General features: G+C 40.4%; 19 protein-coding genes and 1 tRNA gene. 13 read left to right on the top strand and 7 right to left on the bottom strand.

Annotated elements, in window-relative coordinates:
• Positions 1-33 precede the first annotated feature (33 nt).
• The 4 genes from IGI42_RS04260 to IGI42_RS04245 form a co-directional block, all read right to left on the bottom strand.
• Positions 34-927 (bottom strand): sensor histidine kinase, encoded by an 894-nt coding sequence (locus IGI42_RS04260; RefSeq protein WP_438714477.1) that lies wholly within the window; start codon positions 925-927, stop codon positions 34-36.
• Positions 920-1,603: a response regulator transcription factor gene (locus IGI42_RS04255; protein ID WP_438714476.1), complete on the bottom strand. Its 684-nt coding sequence runs from the start codon at positions 1,601-1,603 to the stop codon at positions 920-922. The genes IGI42_RS04260 and IGI42_RS04255 overlap by 8 nt, the downstream gene beginning before the upstream one ends.
• Before the next feature lie 553 nt (positions 1,604-2,156).
• A complete protein-coding gene (locus tag IGI42_RS04250) occupies positions 2,157-2,816 on the bottom strand; it encodes a C39 family peptidase (RefSeq protein WP_438714474.1) in 660 nt (219 codons plus the stop codon).
• A 55-nt stretch (positions 2,817-2,871) separates the two neighbouring features.
• Positions 2,872-4,809: an ABC-F family ATP-binding cassette domain-containing protein gene (locus IGI42_RS04245; protein WP_438714473.1), complete on the bottom strand. Its 1,938-nt coding sequence runs from the start codon at positions 4,807-4,809 to the stop codon at positions 2,872-2,874.
• A gap of 199 nt (positions 4,810-5,008) precedes the next feature.
• Between IGI42_RS04245 and IGI42_RS04240 the strand changes: the two genes are divergently transcribed.
• Positions 5,009-5,644 (top strand): redox-sensing transcriptional repressor Rex, encoded by a 636-nt coding sequence (locus tag IGI42_RS04240; RefSeq protein ID WP_438714471.1) that lies wholly within the window; start codon positions 5,009-5,011, stop codon positions 5,642-5,644.
• A gap of 55 nt (positions 5,645-5,699) precedes the next feature.
• On the opposite strand, the gene IGI42_RS04235 is transcribed toward IGI42_RS04240, so the two are convergent.
• Entirely contained in the window at positions 5,700-5,933 is a 234-nt protein-coding gene (locus IGI42_RS04235; protein WP_438714470.1) for a thioredoxin family protein, read from the bottom strand.
• A gap of 225 nt (positions 5,934-6,158) precedes the next feature.
• Here IGI42_RS04235 and IGI42_RS04230 point away from each other — a divergent pair.
• Together IGI42_RS04230 and IGI42_RS04225 are read left to right on the top strand one after the other, a co-directional pair.
• Positions 6,159-6,229 (top strand) — tRNA-Gly (locus tag IGI42_RS04230).
• A gap of 115 nt (positions 6,230-6,344) precedes the next feature.
• Complete coding sequence (locus IGI42_RS04225) at positions 6,345-6,527, top strand: hypothetical protein (RefSeq protein WP_438714468.1); 183 nt, start codon at positions 6,345-6,347, stop codon at positions 6,525-6,527.
• Between the two features lie 112 nt (positions 6,528-6,639).
• Here IGI42_RS04225 and IGI42_RS04220 read toward each other — a convergent pair whose 3' ends face one another.
• Entirely contained in the window at positions 6,640-7,329 is a 690-nt protein-coding gene (locus IGI42_RS04220; RefSeq protein WP_438714466.1) for a lysostaphin resistance A-like protein, read from the bottom strand.
• A 134-nt stretch (positions 7,330-7,463) separates the two neighbouring features.
• Between IGI42_RS04220 and IGI42_RS04215 the strand changes: the two genes are divergently transcribed.
• The 3 genes from IGI42_RS04215 to IGI42_RS04205 are packed head-to-tail and all read left to right on the top strand — an operon-like array spanning position 7,464 to position 9,343.
• Positions 7,464-7,694 (top strand): hypothetical protein, encoded by a 231-nt coding sequence (locus IGI42_RS04215; RefSeq protein ID WP_438714465.1) that lies wholly within the window; start codon positions 7,464-7,466, stop codon positions 7,692-7,694.
• Entirely contained in the window at positions 7,681-8,625 is a 945-nt protein-coding gene (locus IGI42_RS04210; RefSeq protein ID WP_438714463.1) for an SPFH domain-containing protein, read from the top strand. The genes IGI42_RS04215 and IGI42_RS04210 overlap by 14 nt, the downstream gene beginning before the upstream one ends.
• Before the next feature lie 13 nt (positions 8,626-8,638).
• On the top strand, positions 8,639-9,343 hold the full coding sequence (locus IGI42_RS04205; protein ID WP_438717009.1) for a DNA/RNA non-specific endonuclease: 705 nt from the start codon (positions 8,639-8,641) through the stop codon (positions 9,341-9,343).
• Between the two features lie 97 nt (positions 9,344-9,440).
• On the opposite strand, the gene clpP is transcribed toward IGI42_RS04205, so the two are convergent.
• Positions 9,441-10,037 (bottom strand): ATP-dependent Clp endopeptidase proteolytic subunit ClpP, encoded by a 597-nt coding sequence (gene clpP / locus IGI42_RS04200; RefSeq protein WP_438714462.1) that lies wholly within the window; start codon positions 10,035-10,037, stop codon positions 9,441-9,443.
• 192 nt (positions 10,038-10,229) lie between these two features.
• Here clpP and IGI42_RS04195 point away from each other — a divergent pair, with 192 nt between their 5' ends.
• The 7 genes from IGI42_RS04195 (at position 10,230) to glnA (ending at position 16,845) form a co-directional block, all read left to right on the top strand.
• Positions 10,230-10,745, top strand: a complete 516-nt coding sequence (locus IGI42_RS04195; protein WP_438714460.1) for a hypothetical protein — start codon at positions 10,230-10,232, stop codon at positions 10,743-10,745.
• 13 nt (positions 10,746-10,758) lie between these two features.
• Positions 10,759-11,493, top strand: coding sequence for a glycerophosphodiester phosphodiesterase (locus IGI42_RS04190; RefSeq protein ID WP_438714459.1), 735 nt, complete (start codon positions 10,759-10,761; stop codon positions 11,491-11,493).
• Complete coding sequence (gene miaA, locus IGI42_RS04185) at positions 11,490-12,410, top strand: tRNA (adenosine(37)-N6)-dimethylallyltransferase MiaA (protein ID WP_438714458.1); 921 nt, start codon at positions 11,490-11,492, stop codon at positions 12,408-12,410. Before IGI42_RS04190 ends, miaA begins: the two co-directional genes overlap by 4 nt.
• A 3-nt stretch (positions 12,411-12,413) precedes the next feature.
• Positions 12,414-13,661 carry a GTPase HflX gene (gene hflX / locus IGI42_RS04180; protein WP_438714456.1) on the top strand — a complete coding sequence of 416 codons (1,248 nt, stop codon included), beginning with the start codon at positions 12,414-12,416 and terminating at the stop codon, positions 13,659-13,661.
• Positions 13,645-14,904: an aminotransferase class I/II-fold pyridoxal phosphate-dependent enzyme gene (locus tag IGI42_RS04175; RefSeq protein WP_438714455.1), complete on the top strand. Its 1,260-nt coding sequence runs from the start codon at positions 13,645-13,647 to the stop codon at positions 14,902-14,904. The genes hflX and IGI42_RS04175 overlap by 17 nt, the downstream gene beginning before the upstream one ends.
• A gap of 175 nt (positions 14,905-15,079) precedes the next feature.
• Positions 15,080-15,460, top strand: a complete 381-nt coding sequence (locus IGI42_RS04170; RefSeq protein WP_207675432.1) for a MerR family transcriptional regulator — start codon at positions 15,080-15,082, stop codon at positions 15,458-15,460.
• Between the two features lie 44 nt (positions 15,461-15,504).
• Positions 15,505-16,845: a type I glutamate--ammonia ligase gene (gene glnA / locus IGI42_RS04165; protein ID WP_438714454.1), complete on the top strand. Its 1,341-nt coding sequence runs from the start codon at positions 15,505-15,507 to the stop codon at positions 16,843-16,845.
• Positions 16,846-16,961 lie beyond the last annotated feature (116 nt).

The following is a 16,961-nucleotide window of genomic DNA, read 5'->3' as shown; positions in this document are numbered from 1 at the left end:
AATCTGTCTCAAATCTTTCACCTGTGACAGATTTTACTTTTTGAAAAATAAAGAGAAGGTATTCCGGTCGCCTTGTGTTTCAACCCTTACTAATCCGCCTTGAAGCTGCATAATTTCTCTCACTAAATAAAGACCAATCCCTAAGCCTTCCGTAACTTTGGCAGCTTCATCGCGATAAAATCGTTGGAAAATCTTGCCATGGAATGCTTCAGAAATCGCTGGCCCTTGATTGGAAACGTCAATTTGAACAAAAGATTCAAGCTCTTTGAGGCGAACGTCAATGACGGAACCTTCATCGCCGTATTTGATGGCGTTGTCCAGTAAATTTCCTAAGGCCTCCTTTGACCATTGCTCATCAAAATAACCACAAACTTCTGAAGCTATTTCGGTTTGGAACGTCATCTTTTTTTGGCTGGCCAACTGCTGAAAGGCTTCGATTGATTCTGTGATTAAATCTGAATAGCTGTTTGGTTTAGGCACAGTTTTGATCAGATGATTTTCTAAATAAGAAGTTTTCATCAGTTCCTCAATCAAATGCTTTAATTTTTGTGATTGCTGATTAATGTCATCAATGTATTCGTGAATCTGTTCGGGATCTGCCGTTTCTTTTAGCAGCTCGCTGAACATAGAAATGTTTGTTATCGGCGTCTTTGTCTGGTGGGCGATGTTGGCAATCAGCTCATGGATATTCTGACTTTCTAAGGTGGTGCTTTTAGTCAACAGCTCGCGACTGTCAACAAAGTTCTTCAGTTTTTTGACAATCCGCTCATCATAGGAATCAACAAAATTTTCCTGAATCCTTTGACCATCAATGGCCGCATCCAGCAGTCGATCCATCTTGTGGAGTGTTTGCTTTGCCAGCCAATAATGGTGCAGACCAATACCAGCAATGATCACAGCTAAAACAATCAGTAAAAGATTAATCATAGTGCCGCTCCATTCTGTAACCAATGCCGTAAACAGTCACGATCTTCAAATCGCGGCAGTTAGTTAGTTTTGAACGCAGTCGCTTAATGACGACTGAAAGGGCATTTTCTTCTACAAATTCTGCCTCCAGCTGCCAGGCTGCTTGTGACAAGCTCTCCCGCGTTAAGGTAATTCCCAGATTTTCGAAAAACTTTTGCAACAGCTTTTGTTCGATTTTGCTAAAAGGGATCTCTGTATCGTTAATCAAAAATTCTTGTTTAACAAAATTAAACGTAGCATTTAGGAAACTAAACTTTTTTTGATCAACAGTTAATTTCTCATATCGTCTTAATAATGCCTCTACCCGCGCACGCAAAATGGCTAAACTGAAAGGTTTAGTGACATAATCATCCGCACCGACAGAAAAACCGGAAACTATATCCACCTCTAAATCGCGAGCAGTGAGCAGAATAATCGGAAGGCTCAACTGCTGCTTGATTTTTTGACAAAACTCCAACCCATTGCCATCGGGAAGGTTGATATCCAAAAGCAGCAAATGAAACGCTTCGTCCGCTAAACATTTTTCAGCCCTTTTCAGGGAGTCGACGTTCTTTACTTCGATAGTTGGACTTTGCAGGGAGAGAGCAACTCCTTTGGCCAAAGTCAGATCGTCTTCAACTAACAAAATTTTCTTCATAAGGAACCTCCAATCAGACTTTTCTTCTTATAAGTAATTGTATCATTTTTAGTAAGCGGAAGAAGGGAGATTTCAGGCGGGAGGGGCAGGTAAAATGAGCGGGGATGAATCTGTCCTTCAAACTTTCTTTAAAACTTTTTCAAAAATTCTCTGAAAATCATCAATGAATGTTCAAGTCTGTAAGTTATATTATACGTATCCCTAGATCAAATCTTTTTTCCCCTTGAAAAAGCCGTCACGCAAAATATCGCGTGGCGGCTTTTTATAGCAATTATTGGAAGTATAAGTGATTAACAAGGCAACTTATTCAACTACGCTAACGGTGTCCGGCTTCCCAAACTAGCTTTGTCGGCAATAAGCGAAACTTTTGAGAAACTTGAGGAGCACCAAGTAGGTACCAATCAACATCAGCTCCTGTGATCGCTGTGTTTCTTGGCAGTTTATCAAAAGTTTAGTCTTGTTGCTGTGAGACACAACGATTGCGTAAGCCGCATTGATGTGGAACAGTACATTTATCGGTGCTCCAAAGCTGGGCGAGTTTACGAAGCCTTTATTAAGGAGCAAAGGCCCAAGCATTAGCGCTTTGGCTCAAAATATAATCGAGACTGTAAGAATTTTGATAGTGATGCTTTTCAGGCGTGTCGTTGGGATCATAGACAATAATTTGATCACTGGCGACATCCTTTTTAATCACCATAATATGACCGACGCCGGTAAACTCACCGGGATTCACCGATAGCACTACCGGTTGATTTTGCTGCAGGCGTTCTTGAATACGGCCCGCATCAAGACCTAGATCTTCATAAGAAAGCTGATAGGTAGCAGCGAAGTCAGGAAAAATCGACCAAGCTGTACCTTGACCGCTGACATAATAACGATCCTGCGACCAGCCGAGAATCTCAGTCGGTAAAACGACCCGTTTTTGATAATAAGACAAAACCATCGCCAAGGAAGTAATGGCACAGCCGTTGGTGGCTATGTCATTATAATCAGAGCCGCTGCCATAAGGGGTAGCCGCCCATTGAGGATCGGTTTGCAGCATTAAGGTCATGTCTTGTCCCCGTTCACTCAAATGACGATTGGCATCGTCGGCAAAAGCCGGTGAGACGGTGGGCGAACGTTCACTCAGCGCTCTCAAGGCAAAAATGCAGGCACTGGCTATAATTAAAAAGCTCCCCAGTAAAATAGGGAGCACACTCTTCCTTTTCTTCATGAGGTACACCTCCACAATCCTATTAAACCCTAACAGGCAGAAAGTGTCATCCGACTTAAGATGTAGCTTCGTCCATTTCTTCTAACTCCAAGCTCAATTCTTCCCACTCAGCCATCTGAGTTTCCTGATCGGCTTTGTGTTGTTCCAATTCTTGAGTCAATTCCATTAAACGCACATGATCGTTTAAAACATCTGGTTGCACCATCGCTGATTCCAGTTCAGCAATCAGCGTGTCTAATTTCGCCAAGTTTTCTTCGATTGCTTCAACTTTGCGTCGCAAGCTGCGCAATAGTTTTTGGGTTTCTTTATCTTGATAAAATTTATTCTTTGGCGGAGGAGCCGCTTCGGCTGATTCTTCAGCTAAGAGTTCAGCCAGTTCTTCTTCTTCACGTTTCTTTTCTAAATAATAATCATAGTCGCCTAAATACAGTTTGCTGCCTTCAGGTGACAATTCGATCACCTTAGTGGCGATCCGATTGATAAAATAGCGGTCATGAGAAACAAACAGCAGGGTACCTTCATAATCAATCAAGGCATTCTCCAGCACTTCCTTGTTGTCGATGTCCAAGTGATTGGTGGGCTCATCGAGAATTAGAAAGTTCTCCCGATCCATCGACAGCTTCGCTAAGGCAACTCGAGCTTTCTCACCACCGCTTAATAATGGAATGGTTTTTTCCACATCTTCGCCGCTGAATAAGAAGCCGCCTAAAACTGTACGGATATCTTTTTCCGGAGTGGTCGGGTGTTCATCCCATAGCTCAGCCAAGATGGTCTTGTTACCGCTCAGCTCAGCCTGTGTTTGGTCGTAGTAACCAATCGAAACGTTGGTTCCAAGATGCGGTTCACCTTTAATGAAAGGAATTTGTCCAATCAAAGACTTCAGCAAGGTGGATTTGCCGATCCCGTTTGGCCCGACCAATGCGATGGCATCCTGGCGACGAACATCCAAATTGACTGGTTCAGAAAGGATTTCATTGTCATAGCCAATGGCGGCCTCTTCCAATTGCAAGACCACATTGCCGGAAGCTTTTTCAAGGGCAAACATAAAATGGGCAGATTTTTCTTTGCCGTCCGGCCGGTCTATCCGATCCATTTTTTCCAAGGCTTTGCGGCGGCTTTGTGCTCGTTTGGTAGTAGAAGCACGAACTATATTGCGGGCCACAAAGTCTTCTAGTTTTTCAATCTCGGCTTGCTGCTTTTCGTAGGCTTTCCAGTCGCTGGATAATTGCGCCGCCTTCAAATCAAGATAGCGGGAATAATTCCCTTTATAATGAGTCATCTTACGGCGAGAAATTTCGTAAATCTCGTTTACCACCCGATCTAAAAAGTAGCGGTCATGAGAAACAATCAGCAAGGCACCAGTATAGCCTTGCAGATAATCCTCCAGCCAGGCCAAGGTCTCAATATCCAAGTGGTTGGTGGGCTCATCCAAAATCAAAATATCTGGTCGAACCAACAGCATCCGGGCTAAGGCTAAACGGGTCTTTTGACCGCCTGACAATGTGTCAATCGGTTTGTCGTAAAAGCTTTCATCAAATTTGAATCCATGCAGCACGCTGCGGATTTCATTTTCGTAGCCGTAGCCGTTTGCTTCATTAAAATCATGCTGCAGCTGATCGTATTCCTTCATTAATGAGTCGTAGTTGGAATCTGGCGCATCTGCATGACTGATCTGTTTTTCTACTTCTCGCATCCGTTCTTCCATTGCAATAACGGAGGCAAAGGCTTTTAACATTTCATTCCAGACGGTTTCACAGGAAGCTAATCCTGTATCTTGAGCCAAATAGCCTAAAGTCGCTTGTTTGTTTTTCGTAATTTGGCCGGCATCAGGCGGATCAATGCCAGCAATAATTTTCAGTAAGGTCGATTTACCAGCCCCGTTGCGCCCGACTAAACCAATGCGGCCGCGGCTGTTAACCTCTAGATGAATATTTTCGAACAATGTCTCGGCACCGAAGTAGCGAGCAATTTGATTGGCTTGTAATAATAGCATAGAAATCTTCCTTATTTTTTAATCTGGGAACGGTACTAGTCTACCATATTTTTCTTGTTCTGGTGAGGGTTGGGCCATCTTTCTTAAAGATTCGTGATTATTTCACAATTATTTGAGCAGAGACGTTGCAATTACTAGCGAATTATTGATATTATAGGGTCTGTAACGACTAACAAGTTTTGTGTAAAGGGGAGATATTGTGAAAGATCAAGCAATACCAAAAGCGACTGTTAAACGATTGCCCTTATACTATCGCTATCTGCGTATTCTAAATACTGCTGGAAAAACCAAGGTTTCTTCAACAGAATTAAGTGATGCAATTCAAGTCGACAGTGCGACAATTCGCCGCGACTTTTCATATTTTGGAGAACTAGGAAAACGTGGGTACGGCTATGACGTGGAAGACTTAATGAACTTCTTCGGCAAAATCCTAAACGACGATCAATTAACCAATGTTGCATTGGTTGGGGTAGGTAATTTAGGCAGTGCCTTGTTGAAATTTAAATTTCACCAGAGCAACAGTATCCGGGTCAGCTGTGCCTTTGATATCAAAGAAGATATTGTCGGACGCATCGTTGACGGCATTCCAGTTTATCCAATGGACAGCATGGTAGAACAAATCAAGCTGCAGCACATCGAGATCGCGATTTTAACGATTCCAGCGCAAGAAGCCGAACAAGTGGTAGACCAGTTAGTAAAAGCTGGCATTAAAGGAATCTTGAACTTTACAGCTGCACGTTTATCCGCACCAGATAATGTAATTATTCAAAGTGTTGATTTAACCAATGAATTGCAAACATTGATTTATTTCTTGCATCATAATTACGAAGGATAAAATAGATACAAAAATCGGAATCAGGTTGCTGATTCCGATTTTTGTATCCATAATTTTAGTTGAAAAGCTGATCGTAATCGACGGGTTCATCATCCTGAGGCAGCTTTTCCAATAGTTCGTTAATTTGTTTATGCCCGATAAATCGTGCTTGACGCAAAGCTTCTTGACCGCAATGATAGACCATCACTGCCGGCACCGTCAAGACCTCAAAGTAACTGGCTATTTCTGGCTCTTCTAGTATATCTAAATGGTAATAGGGAATCTCCTGTTTTTCTGCTATTCCTCGCACGCGAGGCTCATCTACATGACAAATACTTCAATTTTTTGAGGAGATGAATACGACGACATTTGTCTCAGTTTCAATGGCCTTGAGAACTGTTTCCAGTCTATCCATACAAAACACTCCTTTATTTAAAAAGGTAAGGGCTGAGGCTGAATAAGTCAATGATTCTGTTTGAGCAGTAATTAGACTTGCTGAATTAAATAATAAGCGTTATACTTTGTAGTGTCCTTTGCGGGTGTAGTTTAGTGGTAAAACAGAAGCTTCCCAAGCTTCCGTCGCGAGTTCGATTCTCGTCACCCGCTTAATAGGTATTCGGCCAGCAATTTCAATTTGCTGGTCTTTTTTTTATTGCGAAAACTAGCCGATTTGAGAAAAAGAGCGTATCATTATAAGAAAACGAAGGGGAGTGACGTTTGTATGTTTAGGGAAAAAGAAGTCGTAAAGCAAGAAAGTTTTTGGTTGGGACTTGTAAATTTTGCCTTAGGTTTTGTCTTTATTTTTCAAGACGAGCCAATCAGCCGAATTGTCAGCATTCTTTTTTGGTTGAACTTTCTAGCGAATATGATTATCGCTAGTCGTAAAGGCTATAAAGTCTCTTAAGCGGTATGTTCTTATATAAAAATAGAACGAAAAAAACATGCTGCCGCAATCGGTCAGCATGTTTTCGTATAGGCAAGCTAAGGATATCAGCCGTCTGCAAGAGATTTGCTAGTTATATCCCAAAGAAACTAAGGATAAATAAGAATAAAGCCGGCAAAATTGAGTTAATGGAATTAAACATCCAGTGAACAATGATCGATCCCCAAATATTTTTGAACAGCAGATAGATCACCCCAAAATAAACACCTATCACCATATAAGGAATCGTGGCATACACATTACCGCTGAAATTATTGATATGAATCAGGCCAAACAAAATTCCTTGTACAAAGAGCATCACTACGCGAACCAGTCGATTGGTAAATTTCCCCAACAATAAGTAACGGAAAGTCAGTTCTTCAGCAAATGGTGCAATAAAGGGCGTGATGGCTGCTAATAGCATCCAACCAGCCGAAAGCTGAGCACCACCGCTATCAGTTCCACTACTTTCAACCGTTAACAAGTGTGCCGGAATGATGCCGCGAACCAGCTGTAAGAGCATGAACGCCCCAACCACCAGCACCATACTAATCAATAAGCGCCAGAACAGTTTATGCCGATACAGCTGCCATTGGGCTTTCAAAAAATCTTTGAATAGATAAATCATCACAGCAAAGCCGGATACAAAGAGCAGTGTTGATACAATCAGCCCTAATTTTGGATTGTTTTCAATCGGGAGCAGCGGCAGCAGATATTGCCCGATAATAAATTCGATGGGAATCACCAGCAAGCCCCACCATTGTCGTTTATTTGCTTGTTCCATTTTTTCCACCTCGTTTCCTTCATGGTAGATACTTTTTAATGATAAGTAAAGCCATACGCAATTACATATTTTTTTTAAAAAGAATATTTTCGTGAAAATTCTTTGGTATACTAAATAAAAGGAGTAGATGAACAATGGCGGATTATCAAATGCAAAAGACAATCGGAACTTTTTTTCGCAGTAAAAATGACCAGCTATTAGGAAATGTACGCATATTAGGCAGCTGGTACGATTATAAAGTTATAAAAGGCAGACCAGAGGCAGGCAGCATGTTAGAGGTGACCGATTTTACGAGTCGTGAGTTATTGGTTGTAGTTAATAATGAAAAAGCAGAAAGTGAAGTGAACTATATTGATAATTTTTAATATTATTCTATTTATACTGTTAGTAGCAGTAGTATTGTTTGTCGTTTCAAGAATGGTAGTTATTGTTCAGCAAGGAGAAGTAAAAGTAGTAGAAAGTTTCGGGAAATATGACCGGTCTTTAGAACCTGGCTTGCATTTCTTGATCCCAATATTGTATCATGTACGTCGTCGTGTTTCTTTAAAGCAGACCCCAATTCAGATTGATCCACAAAGTGTAATTACCCGTGATAATGTAATTGTTGAAATTGATGAAGCCATCAAGTATCATGTGACCGACGCCAGGGCTTTCGTTTACGACAATGAAGATTCTGTTACATCAATGATTCAAGACTGCCAATCTAATTTGCGTGGAATCATTGGTAAAATGGAATTGAATGAAGTGTTAAATGGCACGGAAGAAATCAACTTAAGCTTGTACGAAAGTGTGAAAGATATCACAGCAGGTTATGGGTTATCCATCGACCGAATTAATATCGGCGAAATTTCTGTTTCTGATGAGATTATTAATTCCATGAACAAACTAATTACCGCCAGTCGGGATAAAGAGTCTTTAATCACTATCTCGGAAGGAAAAAAACAGTCAGTTATCTTAGAATCAGAAGCTAAAGCCTCTGAAATGCAGATTGATGCTGAAGCACGAGCAAAGCAAACTAAAATCGATGCTCAAGCACGGGCAGAACGGACTAAAATGGATGCAGTCGCTGAAGCTGAACGGATCAAGTTGATCACCGAAGCTGAAAAAATGCGAATTAAGGAGATCAATCAAGCGATCTCTGAAAGTGGTTTAACGGAAGAAATGATTGCTTATCTGGGAATCGAAGCGTTCAAACATGTGGTAGAAAACAACAGCAACACGGTTATTATGCCGAGCAATTTGACTGAGTTGGGAAATGTACCCGCAATCAAAGAAATTTGGCAAAAAACCAAGTAGGAGATGAGGCACAATCGCAAAAAAGAGCAAAAAGCAGACTCCCGTAAAGATTCTATCTAGCATTGTTATACTTATCGCTGCTTTATATGGCTTGTATACACAGGAGTTCTTTGAAGACAATACGGTAAAAAATGTAGAAGTCAGCCAATTAGCTGAAATTCCCGCTTATGATGGTGAAAATCAAGTCATTCAACTAAATCATAATCAACCAGACTTTACCCAAGAAGATTTAGAAATGTCTATTGGGACTCATTTTTCTGATTTAGATAGTTTAAACCGAGTCGGGCAAGCGGATGGAATGCTGCATAAGAGCTTGTTTCCAGAAGAAGAACGTGAACGACTGTATATTAAGCCAACTGGGTGGCAGCAAAAATTCTATCAAGACCAGCCTCTTTATAATCGAGCACATCTAATTGCTTTTCGCCTAACCGGTGAAAACAACAACTTAAAAAATTTGATGACTGCAACTAGAAGCCTGAATTCACCAGGAATGACAGTATATGAAAATCAGGTAGCTGAATACTTAAAGGAGACCAACAATCATGTGCGTTATCGAGTAGTTCCTTATTTTGACGGGGAAGAATTAGTAGCGCGAGGTGTTCAAATGGAAGCTCAAAGTGTTGAAGATGATGAATTATCCTTCAACGTGTTCATCTATAATATTCAGGAAGGCGTAACGATTGATTATCAAACGGGACGTTCACAAAAAAGCGAGTAGGCGAACTGCTCGCTTTTTTGCTGCATCGATATCCAGCCTTACGAAGACTTTCTTGCAACAAAAAAAGCCAAGGCACAGGGCCTCAGCTTTAATAAGTTTATCCTTTTAGTGCACCTTTGTTTTCCATTACTTCATCAATTAAACCATAAGCTTTTGCTTCTTCAGCGGTCATGAAGTTGTCTCGATCAGTATCTTTTTCGATAACTTCGATCGGTTGACCAGTACGTTCAGACAAAATATTGTTTAAGCGTTCGCGTGTCTTCAAAATGTGACGCGCAGCAATTTCGATTTCAGTAGCTTGTCCTTGTGCTCCACCAAGTGGTTGGTGGATCATGATCTCAGCATTTGGTAATGCGAAACGTTTACCTTTTGTGCCAGCTGTTAATAAGAAGCTTCCCATTGAAGCAGCCATACCAAGAACGATAGTTTGTACATCAGCTTTAACGAAATTCATTGTATCAAAAATCGCCAAGCCAGCGGACACACTGCCACCTGGTGAGTTGATGTAAAGGTAAATATCTTTTTCAGAATCCTGTGCATCTAAAAAAAGTAATTGAGCGATAATAGAGTTTGCCATATCGTCTGTTACTTGTCCGCTCAACATGATAATGCGGTCTTTCAGTAAACGTGAGTAAATGTCATAGGCCCGTTCACCACGAGATGATTGTTCAATAACTGTAGGGACTAAATTCATAATGAATCCTCCTTGTTTTATGTAGTCATATAGTAGTTTAGCACAATCAAGGGCTAAATCCTAAAAAAAAGTATACACCAAAGGTCAGTTTTGGTCAAATGTTTTAGATTTGTTTTTTGATGTTGGAATGCTACCCTAGATAGTGGTAAATGTGTTACTATTAATAACGCATAAACAACAAGGAGGAGCAAAATGAAAACAGCGTTGATTGGCTTATTAGGTGTCTTGGTAGGGGCAGCTATTGTAGGTGTTGCTGTCATTATTTTTTTCAGATACATTGAAAAAAAAGAAACTCGTACAAGAGATATTGAACATCGAGTAAAAGAAATCGAAACCCTGAATCTGTTAAATAAAAAAGTAAATGAAGTGCTAGGTAAACGTAATGTTCTTATGGAAGATTATGTACGTTTTAACGCGTTCGATGATTGTTATATTACTATCGATGACTACATTTATTTACATTCTTTTGCGGCACAAAATAATTTTTATTTGCCTAATTATTTAATTGAAGAATTCTTTAAAAACATTTCTCAGCGTAAAGCTATCCTATCACCAGAAGAAACGGTAAAAATGGGCGGCTATACTTATAAAGGTGGTCGTGCGGTAATGGAATCTTTTTCGGATGAATTATTAATAATTATCAATGAAAAAAAAGCTCAATTAAACCAAATGACTAAAAAACCGCTCCATTATTTTGATGTAAAGTAAGAGGTGAAAAAGTGTGACTTTAATTATTGCCCATCGTGGAAGCAGTGGAACTCATCCGGAAAATACATTGCCGGCCTTTGCTGAAGCTGTACGTGCAAGTGCAGATTGTATCGAATTAGACGTTCATTTTACTAAAGATAAACACTTAGTAGTCATTCACGATGAAAGTGTTGAGCGGACAACTAACGGTAAGGGTCTAGTTCGCGAATTAACATTAGAAGAAATTAAAGAATTGGATGCGGGCAGTTGGTTTGCTCCAAAGTATAAGGCTACGAAAATATCTACATTGCAAGAAGTTTTGAATCTGCTGTTGCAAATGCAATATCGAGGCATTTTAAACATTGAACTAAAAACAGATAAATACCATTATCCTGAGATTGAAGTAGCTGTATCTAATGTAATGCGTAGTCGTGAATGGCCATTCACTCACTGGTACTCTAGTTTCAATTTAGAATCATTGCGTATAATGCATCAAATTGAACCAGATACTCAGTTAGATTTAGTTCTAAAGAAATCACAGGCAAAAGTTGAAGCAGCTTTAGAACTGGATTTCATTGAAGGGATCCATCCTTGTCATGATTGGATACAAGAAAACTTAGAACTAGTGAAAAGCTATCCAAAGTCGATCCGTCCATGGTCTGTAAACCTTTATTTATCCATGATTGAGTGTATGAACTTAAAACTAGATGGTATGTTTACGGACTTTCCAGAAAAAGCTCATCGTGTGAAAAGCAGGCTGAGACGATGAAGAAAGTTGTCGCAATTGTTGGACCGACTGCAGTCGGAAAAACCAGTTTGAGTATTCAGCTAGCAAAACGCTTTAACGGGGAAATCATCAGTGGGGATTCGATGCAGGTATATCGTACTCTGGATATTGGTACAGCCAAGGTAACTGTAGAAGAAATGGCGGGGATTGCACATTATTTGATTGATGTCCGTGACGTAACTGAAAGCTATTCAGCAGCCGATTTTCAAGAAACTGCCCGTCAAGTGATTGATGAAATTGATGAACGAGGAAAATTACCGATAATAGTCGGAGGAACAGGTCTGTATATTCAGTCCTTACTTTGGGATTACAAGCTCGGTAGTGAAAATGAAAAAGAAGATCTTGGTTTACGGGAAAAATATGCAGCATTTGCTGAAGAGTACGGAAAAAAGGCACTTTGGAAAGAACTTGCTTGTATTGATCCATTGGCTGCCGAAAAGATTCATTTTAACAATTTAAAAAAAGTCATTCGTGCTTTGGAAGTCTATCAATTGACTGGTCGATCAATTTTAACACCAAAAGAAACACCCAAGCTATTGTACGATCCATACATAGTCGGCTTAGATACTGATCGTGAGCTGTTATATCAGCGAATCAATAAGCGGGTGGATTTAATGATGGAGCAAGGAGTGCTATCAGAGGCTAAACAGATGCTTGCTTTTAGAGACCAGCAATCTGCTCAAGGCATTGGCTATAAGGAGTTTTTTCCTTATTTCGAAGGAAAGATTTCTTTGGATCAGGCGATTGAAGAGGTGAAACAAAAATCTCGGCGATACGCTAAACGCCAACTGACTTGGTTTCGCAATCGAATGCCGGTTAATTGGTTTGATATTGTACAGCATCCTGAGGAAGTATCGCAAATAGAGGCAGCTATCATCGAATGGCTAGAGGAGGGATGAGCTTTGTCAGAAAGAGTTATTCTTGTTGGAGTAGAAACAGAAGAAAATAAGCAGAACTATTTAGAATCTATGCATGAATTAGCAGGATTGACTAAGACTGCTCACGGAGAGATTGTATTCTCTTTAACGCAAAAACGTCCCAGAGTCGATCGGCAGACAATTATCGGAAAAGGAAAAGTAGCCGAATTAGCTCAATTAGTAGAAGCACATGAAGCTGAGCTGGTGATCTTCAATCACGCAATGACCCCAAGACAAAGCCAAACAGTTGAAGAGATTGTAGGCGTTCCTGTGATTGATCGCATTCAGCTAATCTTGGATATTTTTGCTCAGCGTGCTCGATCAAAAGAAGGTAAGCTGCAGGTTGAGCTAGCTCAGTTAGATTATTTGTTGCCGCGTTTAATGGGACAAGGACATAGTTTGTCACGTCTCGGAGGTGGGATAGGAACAAGAGGTCCAGGGGAAACCAAATTGGAAACCGATCGTCGCCATATCCGTAATCGTATTTCAGCTATCAAAAAAGAATTAAAAAACGTGGAGGCTCATCGTGAGCGCAGCCGGCAAAAACGTCAGCAGTCCAATATTTTCCAAATGGGTCTGATCGGTTATACAAATGCTGGAAAGTCTACCATTTTGAATTTATTGACTAATGCTGAAACTTATTCTCAAGATCAGCTTTTTGCTACCTTAGATCCATTAACCAAAAAATGGCAGTTACCGCAGGGGATGTTAACGACCATTACAGATACGGTAGGGTTTATTCAAGATTTGCCGACACAATTGATTGATGCTTTCCATTCAACTTTGGAAGAAAGTAAAGGTATGGATCTTTTGCTGCATGTGGTTGATGCAAGTGCAGAGGACCGTTTACAGCAAGAGCAAACCGTAATGAGCTTGTTGAAGGATTTAGAGATGGAAGATATTCCGATATTGACGATTTATAATAAGGCAGACCGCATCGATCCGTTCGCCTTTACACCCACGTTATTTCCTAACGTACTAATTTCCGCTAAATCTAGCAAAGGAAAAGAAGTATTGTCAGAAGCGATAAAAAAAGAGATTATGGAGTTATTAGAGCCTTATTTGCTAAGTATTAGTGCGAGTGAGGGACAATCGTTGAGTGCGATTCGAAGAGAGACTTTAGTTTTAAGCGATACTTTTGAAGAAGAAAATGAAGTTTATCATATTCGCGGATTTGCGAAGAAAAGTTCAGTTTGGATAAGGAGAATGGATAAAGATGAGTTGGACAGCTAGTTTGGCCCCTGAATTAGTGGCAACAATTGACAAAGTTGATCAGAAAATTGAACCTGCCTTGAAGAAGGTTCGAGAGACAGCTTTATCAAACCAAGCTAAGGTGTTGGCGGCTTTTCGTCAACAGCATGTTTCTGAGAGTCATTTTTTACCTTCTACCGGATATGGGAATGATGATTTAGGACGGGACGCTTTAGAAGCAGTTTACGCACAAACTTTCGGTGCCGAAGCTGCTCTGGTCCGTCCGCAACTGGTTTCTGGCACCCATGCGATTTCAACCGCACTGTTTGGCGTTTTACGCCCAGGTGATGATCTGCTTTATATTACTGGCACACCTTATGATACTTTGCTGGAAGTGATCGGTACTCAAGGAAATGGTATCGGTTCTATGAAAGAATATAATATTGGCTATGATGAAGTGGAGCTTTTGGCAAATGGATCAGTTGACTTTGAAGGTGTAAAAAAGAAGATAACTGAAAAAACAAAAGTTGTAGCGATTCAACGTTCACGAGGTTATGCTTCACGACCTTCATTTACGATTGATAAAATCAAAGAAATGTGTGAATTTGTTAAAACTGTGGCACCAAAAGCGGTGATTTTTGTCGATAATTGCTATGGGGAATTTGCTGAATTGCTTGAGCCTACTCAAGTGGGGGCGGACTTAATAGCTGGTTCTCTAATTAAAAATCCAGGTGGCGGTATCGCTAAAACGGGTGGCTATATTGCCGGTAAAGTAGAACTGGTTGAAAAATGTGCTTATCGACTAACTACACCAGGTGTAGGAGCTGAAGGTGGTGCCATGCTGGGGAATGTTTATGACATGCTGCAAGGATTTTTCTTGGCACCTCACGTGGTGGGGCAAGCTATTCAAGGAGCGATTTTCTCTTCTGCTTTGTTAGAAGAATACCAGATCGAATCAACACCTAAATGGAATGAGCCAAGAACGGATTTAATTCAATTGATTGAGCTAAAAGAACGGGAGGCAATGATCTGTTTTTGCCAATCGATTCAAAAATTCTCACCAATTGACGCATATGTGGCACCGATTCCCTCTTACATGGCTGGGTACGAGGATGATATCATTATGGCGGCTGGGACGTTTGTTCAAGGAGCCAGCATAGAGCTGAGTGCAGATGGACCGTTACGGGAGCCATACTCCCTCTATTTACAGGGTGGATTGACCTTTGAGCATGTGAAAGTAGCTGTTGCTAATGCAGTAAATGATGTTTATCATCCAAAAGCGTAAATTTTTTGAATAAAAAATCACGGCGTTTCCTTGACAGGGAGCGCTTTTTTTAGGTTCAAATCGCCATGTTAGAAGTTTTTTTAATTCGATGTAAGGAAATATCACATTTACTGTTGACAAGTGGTCTAATGCTTGGTATCCTATTTTCAACGTTAAGAAACAAGGAGGATATTTGATGCGGGAGAAAGAATTACGTCGTTCGTTAGCTGTTTTTCCAATTGGTACAGTCATGAAATTAACTGATTTAACTGCTCGGCAGATTCGTTACTATGAAGAACAAGAATTAATCCATCCAGAACGGAGCGAAGGTAACCGTAGAATGTATTCTCTAAATGACATTGATGTGCTGTTGGAGATTAAGGATTATTTATCAGATGGATTAAACATGGCAGGGATTAAACGAGTGTATCAAATGCGTAAAGATGAAGAGAAAGCGGCCAAAGAAAAGCCGCCATTAACAGACAAAGATGTCCGTCGCATTTTCTATGATGAGATGCTAACACAAAGTGGTTTAAATCAACAACATCCATATCAATCACAAGGGCCAAAGCTTTAGTGATTGTGGAATAATAAAAAAATGAAGCGTGAGGAAGGGATATTATGCCAAAGAAAGATTTATCAGTTGCAGACATTAAAAAAATCGTTGAGGAAGAAAACGTACGTTTCTTACGTTTAATGTTCACCGATATTTTAGGAACAGTCAAAAACGTAGAAGTGCCTGTAAGTCAACTTGACAAAGTGTTAAGCAACAAAATGATGTTTGATGGTTCTTCTATTGAAGGATTTGTTCGTATCGAAGAAAGTGATATGTATTTATATCCTGACTTGTCTACTTGGATGATCTTCCCTTGGGAAAGCGACCATGGAAAAGTAGGACGTTTAATTTGTGATATCTACAATCCAGACGGTACACCATTTGCAGGTGACCCTCGTGGAAACTTGAAACGTGTATTAGCTGGCATGAAAGAGTTTGGCTTTACTTCATTCAACTTAGGGCCTGAGCCTGAATTCTTCCTATTTAAACTGGATGAAAATGGCGATCCTACTATGGACTTGAATGACAAAGGCGGATACTTCGATTTTGCACCAACTGATCTTGGTGAGAATTGCCGTCGCGATATCGTATTAGAGCTTGAAGGTCTTGGTTTTGAAGTAGAAGCATCTCACCATGAGGTAGCGCCTGGACAGCATGAAATTGATTTCAAATATGCTGATGCAGTTGAAGCTTGTGATAACATCCAAACGTTTAAATTGGTTGTAAAAACAATTGCACGCAAACATGGACTGCACGCAACATTTATGCCAAAACCATTATATGGAATTAACGGTTCTGGTATGCACTGCAACATGTCGCTATTCAATGACGAAGGCAATGTTTTCTATGATGAAGATGGCCCAATGCAATTAAGCAAAACGGCTTACCAATTCTTAGCAGGACTTATGAAACATGCTCGTGCTTACACAGCAGTATGTAACCCAATCGTTAACTCTTACAAACGTTTGGTTCCAGGATTTGAAGCACCGGTATATGTAGCTTGGAGTGGACGCAACCGTTCACCGCTGATCCGTGTTCCGGAATCTCGTGGTCTTTCAACTCGTTTAGAATTACGTTCAGTTGACCCAGCGGCTAACCCTTACATGACAATGGCTGTATTGCTTGAAGCTGGTTTGGACGGAGTTCGTAACGAATTGACCCCACCAGCAGCAGTCGATCGCAATATCTATGTCATGACTGAAGAAGAACGTAAAGAAGCGCAAATCCATGATCTACCTTCTACAATCCACAATGCAATTAAAGCATTGCGTGAAGATGATGTAATGATCGACGCTTTAGGTTCACACATCTACAATAACTTTGCTGAAGCGAAGAAAATTGAATGGGCAGCGTTCCGTCAAACGGTGTCTGAGTGGGAACGTGAACAATATTTAGAGCTTTACTAAAAAACACAAGTTTATCCGCTAGAATTATTTCTAGCGGATTTCTTTTTGCCTACAGCTGTTAGTAAGAAAAAAGTTCACTTGCAGCAAACCTAAAAGCAATTTGGTTAGCTTGATCA

The organism is Enterococcus sp. AZ109 (assembly GCF_051714625.1).
GTDB lineage: Bacteria > Bacillota > Bacilli > Lactobacillales > Enterococcaceae > Enterococcus_A.
Note: the sequence above shows the minus strand (reverse complement) of the source record. Positions and strands in the feature narration are given on the sequence as shown.

Bases quoted from the DNA above. Each gene is read 5' to 3' on its own strand.
- IGI42_RS04170 (WP_207675432.1), top strand. From the start codon at position 15,080: ATGCGGGAGAAAGAATTACGTCGTTCGTTAGCTGTTTTTCCAATTGGT.
- clpP (WP_438714462.1), bottom strand. From the start codon at position 10,037: ATGAATTTAGTCCCTACAGTTATTGAACAATCATCTCGTGGTGAACGG.
- IGI42_RS04250 (WP_438714474.1), bottom strand. From the start codon at position 2,816: ATGAAGAAAAGGAAGAGTGTGCTCCCTATTTTACTGGGGAGCTTTTTA.
- IGI42_RS04245 (WP_438714473.1), bottom strand. From the start codon at position 4,809: ATGCTATTATTACAAGCCAATCAAATTGCTCGCTACTTCGGTGCCGAG.
- IGI42_RS04260 (WP_438714477.1), bottom strand. From the start codon at position 927: ATGATTAATCTTTTACTGATTGTTTTAGCTGTGATCATTGCTGGTATT.
- IGI42_RS04255 (WP_438714476.1), bottom strand. From the start codon at position 1,603: ATGAAGAAAATTTTGTTAGTTGAAGACGATCTGACTTTGGCCAAAGGA.
- glnA (WP_438714454.1), top strand. From the start codon at position 15,505: ATGCCAAAGAAAGATTTATCAGTTGCAGACATTAAAAAAATCGTTGAG.
- IGI42_RS04215 (WP_438714465.1), top strand. From the start codon at position 7,464: ATGGCGGATTATCAAATGCAAAAGACAATCGGAACTTTTTTTCGCAGT.
- IGI42_RS04220 (WP_438714466.1), bottom strand. From the start codon at position 7,329: ATGGAACAAGCAAATAAACGACAATGGTGGGGCTTGCTGGTGATTCCC.
- miaA (WP_438714458.1), top strand. From the start codon at position 11,490: ATGAAGAAAGTTGTCGCAATTGTTGGACCGACTGCAGTCGGAAAAACC.
- IGI42_RS04195 (WP_438714460.1), top strand. From the start codon at position 10,230: ATGAAAACAGCGTTGATTGGCTTATTAGGTGTCTTGGTAGGGGCAGCT.
- IGI42_RS04175 (WP_438714455.1), top strand. From the start codon at position 13,645: ATGAGTTGGACAGCTAGTTTGGCCCCTGAATTAGTGGCAACAATTGAC.
- IGI42_RS04225 (WP_438714468.1), top strand. From the start codon at position 6,345: ATGTTTAGGGAAAAAGAAGTCGTAAAGCAAGAAAGTTTTTGGTTGGGA.